At 73.4% G+C, this 7,270-nt stretch carries 5 protein-coding genes; 4 read left to right on the top strand and 1 reads right to left on the bottom strand.

The window, feature by feature from the left end:
• The 3 genes from AAC134_RS23040 to AAC134_RS23050 form a co-directional block, all read left to right on the top strand.
• Positions 1-883 (top strand): hypothetical protein (locus tag AAC134_RS23040; RefSeq protein ID WP_339952010.1); only part of this gene is annotated, 883 nt, incomplete at its 5' end.
• A 21-nt stretch (positions 884-904) separates the two neighbouring features.
• Positions 905-2,218 (top strand): glycosyltransferase, encoded by a 1,314-nt coding sequence (locus AAC134_RS23045; protein WP_339952012.1) that lies wholly within the window; start codon positions 905-907, stop codon positions 2,216-2,218.
• Between the two features lie 281 nt (positions 2,219-2,499).
• Entirely contained in the window at positions 2,500-4,533 is a 2,034-nt protein-coding gene (locus AAC134_RS23050) for a GDSL-type esterase/lipase family protein (RefSeq protein WP_339952014.1), read from the top strand.
• On the opposite strand, the gene AAC134_RS23055 is transcribed toward AAC134_RS23050, so the two are convergent.
• Positions 4,497-5,306: a sulfotransferase family 2 domain-containing protein gene (locus AAC134_RS23055; RefSeq protein WP_339952016.1), complete on the bottom strand. Its 810-nt coding sequence runs from the start codon at positions 5,304-5,306 to the stop codon at positions 4,497-4,499. The genes AAC134_RS23050 and AAC134_RS23055 overlap by 37 nt on opposite strands.
• 412 nt (positions 5,307-5,718) lie before the next feature.
• Between AAC134_RS23055 and AAC134_RS23060 the strand changes: the two genes are divergently transcribed.
• Positions 5,719-7,270: hypothetical protein (locus AAC134_RS23060; RefSeq protein WP_339952018.1), on the top strand; the 1,552-nt coding region annotated here is incomplete at its 3' end.

Consider the following 7,270-nt stretch of genomic DNA (forward strand, 5'->3'; position numbering starts at 1 on the left):
GCGCGCCGCGATGCAGGCCTGGACCGGGGGCGAGGGCGGGGTGGCGGGCGGCGGGATCGAGCCCGCGGCCTGCGACCTCTCCTTCCCCGCTGTGGCCGAGCGGCTCGAGGGGCTGGTCGAGGGCGCCTGCGCCGTCGTCCACGCCGCCGCGCGGCTGGCCGGGGGCGATGTCGAGCAGGCGCGCGACACGCTCGGGCCGACCCGCGCGGTCTGCGCGGCGATGCGGGCGCGGGCGCCGCGGGCGCTGCTGGTCCTGGTCTCGTCCTTCTCGGTCTATGACCTTGCGGCGGTGCGGGCCTCGGGCCTGGCGCTGGACGAGGCCTCGCCGCTCGAGGGCGCGCCGGAGGGGCGCGACGCCTACACCCGCGCCAAGCTGGGGCAGGAGGCGATCGCGCGGGCGTCCGGCCTGCCGCTGCGGATCCTGCGGCCGGCCTATGTCTATCGCCCCGGCCGGCTGGACTGCGCGCATCTCGGCGTGCGCAAGGGGCCGCTGGAACTGGCGATGGGCGAGGGGCCCATCGCGGCGATCCCCGTGGGCGCCTGCGCCGAGGCGCTGGCGCTGGCGGCTCTGGCGCCCGCCCCGGCCGTGCCGGAAGCGTTGAACGTGGTCGACGCCGACGCGCCCGACCGCGCCCGCTGGCGGGCGGCGATGCCCGAGGGGTCGGGGGCGAAGCTGACCCTGCCGCTGCCGCCCGCCGCCCTGCGGGCCGCGGCCGGCGCGTTGGGCGCGCTCGGACAGGGCCACAGGGCGCCCGGGCTGCTGCGCGCGCCGGTCTATGCGGCGCGCTTCCAGGGGGTCCCGGTCTCGGACGCGCGGCTGCGCGCAGCGCTGGGCTGGCGCCCGCGCCATGGGTTCGAGGCGGTGGCGGGGATGCCCGGCTAGGACCGGCGACAAGGGGTTTCAATGACTTCGGACAATTCCCGCGGCCCGATCGCCTTCCTGACCGGCGAGTATCCGCGCGCCACCGACACCTTCATCCAGCGCGAGGTGGCGGGGCTGCGGGCGCAGGGGCTGGACGTGCTGACCTGCTCGGTCCGGCGCACCGATCCCAGCCAGCAGGTCTCGGCGTTTCAGCGCGCCGAGGCGGCGGCGACCTTCCACGTGCTGGAGACGGCGAAGTCGCCCCTGCGGCTGGCGCGCGCTCACCTGGGCTGGATCGCGCGGGCGCCGGGGCGCTGGGCGCGGGCGCTGGGGCTGGCGGCGCGCACGGCGCCGCCCGGCCTGAAGGGCGGGCTGTGGCAGCTGTTCTATTTCCTCGAGGCCGGCGTGCTGGCCGAGCACATGCGCCGCTCGGGCGCGGTATGGCTGCACCATCACTTCGCGGATTCGTCGGGGTCCGTGGCGCTGCTGGCCGCCGAGATCGCCGACCTGCCGCGCAGCTTCACCCTGCACGGCCCGGCCGAGTTCCACGCGCCCGAGACGTGGCGGCTGGACGTGAAGATCGCCCGCGCCCGTTTCGTGGCCTGCATCAGCCACTTCGCCCGCTCGCAGTGCATGCTGTTCTCGGCGCGGGAGCATTGGGGGAAGCTGCGCATCGTCCACTGCGGGGTCGAGCCGGCGGCCTATGCGCCTGCGCCCGGGCGCAGCCCCGGCAAGCGGGCGGTGTTCGTGGGGCGCCTCGCGCCCGAGAAGGGACTGACGGTGCTGCTCGAGGCCTTCGCGACCCTGCGCGCCCGCCATCCCGAGGCGGAGCTGGCGTTGATCGGCGACGGCCCCTCGCGCGCGGACATCGAGGCCGAGATCGCCCGCGGCGGCTTTGGCGAGGCGGTGAAGATCCTCGGCTTCCTGCCCCCCGAGGCGGTGGCGGCCGAGCTGTCGCGCGCCGACCTGCTGGTCCTGCCCAGCTTCGCCGAGGGCCTGCCCGTGGTGCTGATGGAGGCGCTGGCCACCGGCATTCCCGCGCTCGCCACCCGCATCGCGGCGGTGGAGGAGCTGGTCGAGCCCGAGGTCTCGGGCCTGACCGTGGCGCCGGGGGACGCCGCGGGGCTGGCGGCGGCGATGGACCGGCTGCTGAGCGACCCCGAGCTGCGCGCGCGGATGGGCGAGGCGGGCCGCGCCAAGGTCGCCGCCGAGTTCGATGTGGCGCAGGAGACGGCCTGGCTCGCCGCCCTGATCCGCGGCGGCCTCGCCGGTCGTCTGCCCGAGGGGCTGCGCCCGCCGGCGACCCCGGCATCCGCCCCCCCCCGCACGCCGGGGCCGGGCGCGCCCCGGGCCTGACCCGGGGCCTCGCGCGGGCCACGCTTGCAGCGAGACGGCAGGCGTCCGACCCCCGACATGCAGCGCTCGCGCCTCCGGACCGGCCGCCTGGGTCCGGAAACGTTGAATTAACCTTGCTCTGATAAGACCGGGGGCGGTCGTGCATCGACGTCGGCGCCTGCGTGCGACCGGCTCTCGGGCGGCCGCGCATCGCGAGCATGCATGCGGGTCTCGCCCCTTTCTCCCATCCCCCGGTTCTTCTCACGACGCAGGCGGCCTTTCCGCCTGCGGGAGGTTCTATCATGGCGACGCTTCCCCCCATCACCTTCTACTGGCGCCCCGCGGGCGCCGCCGACGACGCCTGGCTGGCCGATGCCGACGGGAGCTTTGCGCCTGGCGTCGGCGCCGCGGTCGAGGTGGTCAGCGTCGGGCCCTCGCGCCCGGCCTTCATCACCGCCGACACCGCCCCGACCCTGGTCGCGCCGATCGCCGAGAGGGGCGCGCCCGTCGGCGCGCCGATGAGCGTCGACCTGGCGGCGGCCTTCGCGGGCCCCAACCTGGCCTTCGGCGTGGTCTCGGGGCCGGCGGGCGCCTCGGTGACGGGGGGCGTGCTCAGCTGGACTCCGGGCGCCGCGCAGACGGTCGCGATCACCGTGCGCGCCTCCAACGCCGCGGGGCATGTGGACGACACGTTCACAGTCGCCGTCTCCGGTTCGGCGACGACGCCGGTGACGATGACCCCGATGACGGCCGCCTACGGCGCCGCCCTGGTCGCCTCGGCCGCCACCTATCTGCCGGCGGGAAGCCATGCCTACGCGCTCGTCTCGGCGCCGCCCGAGGCGTCGGGCGTCGCGGTCGATGCAGGGACCGGGCGGCTGACCGCGACGATGCCGGCCTCGGGCGCGCTGTCGGCGCCTTTCGTGATCCGCGCGACCGGGTCGGGAACCTGGGACCTGAGCCTGACCGTCAGCCTGACCGCGGGCTGGAGCTTCGGCGAGGTCGTCGCGGTCGGCGACAGCATCACCCAGGGCAGCGGCGGGGTCGACAGCTGGGTCGACGACGTGGTCGTGGGCCAGTGGGGCGGGACCGACGACAACAACGGCTCGGGTGGCAGCGTCCTGCAGGGCAGCCTCGCGGCGGGCGGGGCGCCGCTGGGGACCAGCCTGATGGGCAGCTTCGCCAACCGCTCGCTTCCCGCCGGCGCGCAGGCGATCATCTGCGCCTACGGCTTCAACGACGCCCGCTACATCCACGCCGACGCCACCTTCAACCCGCAGGGCTATGCGCGCGACCTGCGCTCGTCCCTGCGGCGGTGGATGGTGCGCTACGGGCGGGAGAACATCTGGCTGGTGACGCCCTACTGGATCTCGGACACTGGGCTGAACACTGCGGTGAACCCTGATTTCGCCGGGCGCACGCGCGTCTGGTTCGAGGGCTATGTCGCCGCCTGCCGCACGGTGGCCGCCGAGTTCGGGGTGAAGCTGATCGACGCCTACGAGATCGGCTATCCCGCCTCGACGCTCGATCATATCCATCCGACGGCCGCGGCGCAGCCGGCGCTGATCGAGGCCTTCCGCGCGCCCAAGCGCCCGACGCTGGCGGCCTCGACCGGGGCGCCGACCGGGGGGGCGGACAAGATCACCGTGCCCGCGGGGCGGACCGCGTACCTGGTCGCCGCGGACGGCACGACCGAGACGGCGCTCGCCGTGGGCGACAACCCGCAGTCGCCGGGACAGCACCGGGTGGTGTGGTCCGACGGCGGGCGCTGGGAGCTCGCGACGCTGACCGTCTCGACCGCCAATCCGACCTTCGGGATGACGCTGAGCGCGACCTGGAACGCCGGGTTCGGCTATGCCACGCTGAAGCCGACGGCCACCGCGCTGACGGCGCGGTTCACGGTCACCCGCTCTGCCGGGGACTACGGCGTGCTGTGGGAGTCGGGGGGCAGCGGCTATGGCTGCGGCTGCTTCATCTACGACGACGCGGGCACGGACCGGCTGATGCTGGTGATGGGCTACAGCAACGGCCGGCTCGTCTCGGCGCCGGATCTGGCGGTGATCAAGACGCCCGCGCCGAGCGGCACGTTCGAGGTGGTGCTGTCGGGCAACTGCGTGACCGGGCAGAAGGCGGCGCTCTACATCAACGGGGTTCTGGTCGGCACGGACGGGGTGTCGGCCCCCTACCTCTCGGGCGGTCGGAACGGCGGCATCGGCCAGGTCTGGGACGAGATCCCGGCCAACCCCCCGGGCTGGAGCGCCGAGGGCGACGGCGCCAACACGATGGTGACCCAGGCGGCGATCTACGCCGGCCAGGCCACCGCCGAGGTCACGGCCTGATCGGCTGAGGCCTCGAGCCGGTCCGGCGGGGCGCCGGGCCGGTAGCCGAACGTCTCGCAGTCGCGCCGGTAGACCTCGGCGATGCGGGCGACGGCCGCGTCGGAGAGATCCGGCGCGGCCGCCGTCGTCTCGCGGCGGTTGCGCCGGGCCAGCGGCGCCTCGACCCCCAGGCGGACGCAGATGCGGGCGAAGTCGGCCTCGATCCGCTCGTATCGTCCCAGGACGTCCACGCCGATCCGTCCGGTGCGCGGGTCGGTCAGGAACCGGACCTGCTCGCGGAAATGGTGGTAGCCCATGATCTCGGGGTCGCCGAGCCCGTGCAGGACGAAGTCGTTGACGTCGGCGAAACGGGCGAGGCGCCGCTCGGCGAATTCGGCGTCCCAGCGGTGCAGGCCGCCGGCGCGCAGGAACTCGAACGCCGAGACGGCGCGGGTCAAGGGGTCGCGCACGAAGGCGAACTTGAAGGCCCGGTCGGTCCAACGGGCCCCGAAGACGTTCAGGTAGTCCTCGAGCGTGGCGTGGCCGGCGGCGCGGTCGCCGAACAGCGTCTCGGCGATCGAGAGGCCGGCGCACTTGGGCACGTGGACGAAGATGCATCTGCGCGCGCGCATCCCCTCGAGCGAGTAGGGACGCGTCGAGCCGGCCAGCCCCTGCACCCAGAGCGCTGCGGTCGGATCGAGCCGTCGGGCGATCCGCCAGCGCAGGCGGCGGGGCGAGGCGGCGAGCGCGGCGGCGAAAAGGCGCCGCCCCGGGGGGACGGGGATCTGGGTCAACGGGCGGAAGCCTCTCCGGGGCGTCGGGTGTCCGGATCGCGACCATCGCGAGGGCTTGGTTAGAAAATCGTTAAGGCGTCTGCGCGCCCAAGGGGGCGGCGGCACGGGCGCGGGCGCCGCCGGCGACGTGCGAATGGACATGCGCGACGCGCTCGACTAGAGGCATTCTCGAGGCGCCTCGGGGCGTTCGGAGGAGCCGCGGCGGGATCGGCACGCAAGCCCGATCTGCGACGTCGCCGGGCCCGCCCCGGATGCGCGGGTCCTTGAATGGCGCTGCGGCGAGGCGACTTGCCGCCGGGGATGGACGAGGCGCCGAGGGTTCCGCATCCTCGCCCGACGCGTAGGAGGCCCGCCTTCGGTCAAGGCGGAGGCGGCACGGGCGACGCGCCAGCCGCCCACGTCAGGAGACGAGATGCAGAGTCTGGCCGCATACATCGCCGTGCTGTCCTGGCCGCTTGTGACCGTCTTCCTCTTCCTGCGCATGCCGCCGGGCCGCGCGATCGTGACGACCGTGGTCGCGGGGATGCTGCTGCTGCCGGCCAGCTTCGGCATCGACCTGCCCCTCTTCCCCGCCTTGAGTCGCAACACGGCGCCAATGTGGTCTGCGCTGTTGTGCTGCGTCTTTGCGATCGGCGGAGCACGACAGTCGTCCGGTCGGGGCGCAGGCGCGCAGGATTCGTCCCAACCGCTTCCCGGGTGGCTGCCGAAATCGCCGATCCTGCTTCTGCTTCTGCTCGTGCTGGTCACGCAGCCGTGGATCACGGCCGCTCTGAACGGAACTCCGGCCGTCTATGGCCCCAGAGTGCTCCCGGCGCTGAAGTTGTATGATGGGCTGGTGACGATGGTCGGGGCCGTTTCGACGGTCTTGCCGATTCTGCTGGGCCGGCGCTACCTCGCGCGCTCCGAGGACCATGCGATGGTCTTGCGGATCCTGGTCTTCGCCCTGCTGCTCTACACTGTGCCGATTCTGATCGAGCTGCGGCTCAGCCCACAGATCCACAGGTGGGTCTACGGCTACTTTCCGACCGACTTTATCCAGGCGATCCGGGGCGGCGGCTACCGCCCGATGGTCCTGCTGGGCCACGGGCTGACCCTGACGTTGCTGCTGGCGCTGTCGATCATTGCCGCCAGCGCGCTCCTGCGCGACGCCGCGCCGCCGGATCGGCGCAAGGGCTGGACAAAGCTGGGGTGGCTCGGATTGATCCTGGCGCTGTGCAATTCGTTCGGGGCGCTGCTCCTGGCGGCCTTCGCCACGCCGGTGGCGCTTTTCGCGAAGCGTTCGATGCAGATCACGATCGCCGCGGCGCTGGCGGCGATGGTTCTGCTCTATCCCCTCGCGCGCGCCTACGACGTTTTTCCGGCAGACAGGATCGTGTCCATGATCGGGGGAGATCGCGGAGGCTCGCTGCAGTACCGGTTCGCCAACGAGGACATCCTCCTAGACAAGGCGCTGCAGAAGCCTCTTTTCGGCTGGGGCGGTTGGGCGCGCAACCGCGTCTTCGATCCCGTCTTCGGTTGGGATCTGAGTGTGACCGACGGGAGCTGGGTCATCGCGCTGGGGACCGGCGGCCTGGCCGGGTTCATTGCGGTGTTCGGGCTGCTCGCCGCGCCGGTGATGATGCTCTGGCGATACCGCAACCGGCCGGACCTGGGCCCGGCGACGGCGGGTCTGGCACTGATGCTGGCGATCAACCTGGTTGACCTGCTGCCGAACTCGTCGATGTGGCCTCTCACCTGGTTGGTCGCAGGCATGCTCGTCGGGAGAGCCGAGCTGCTTCAGGCCGAGCGGCTCGCGGCCGTCGCCCAGCGTCGCGAGACGCCCAGGCGCGGCTTGCCCGCGGCGCAGGCGCCGGTCGCAGCGCAGACGGCTGCGGTTCGCACCGCCAGGGGGCGGCCGGGGCCAGAGCCGAGGCAGCCCTCCCCCGAACCCAGGCAGCCCTCCCCCGAACCCAGGCAGCCCTCCC

It is taken from the genome of uncultured Albimonas sp., assembly GCF_963977235.1.
GTDB lineage: Bacteria > Pseudomonadota > Alphaproteobacteria > Rhodobacterales > Rhodobacteraceae > Albimonas.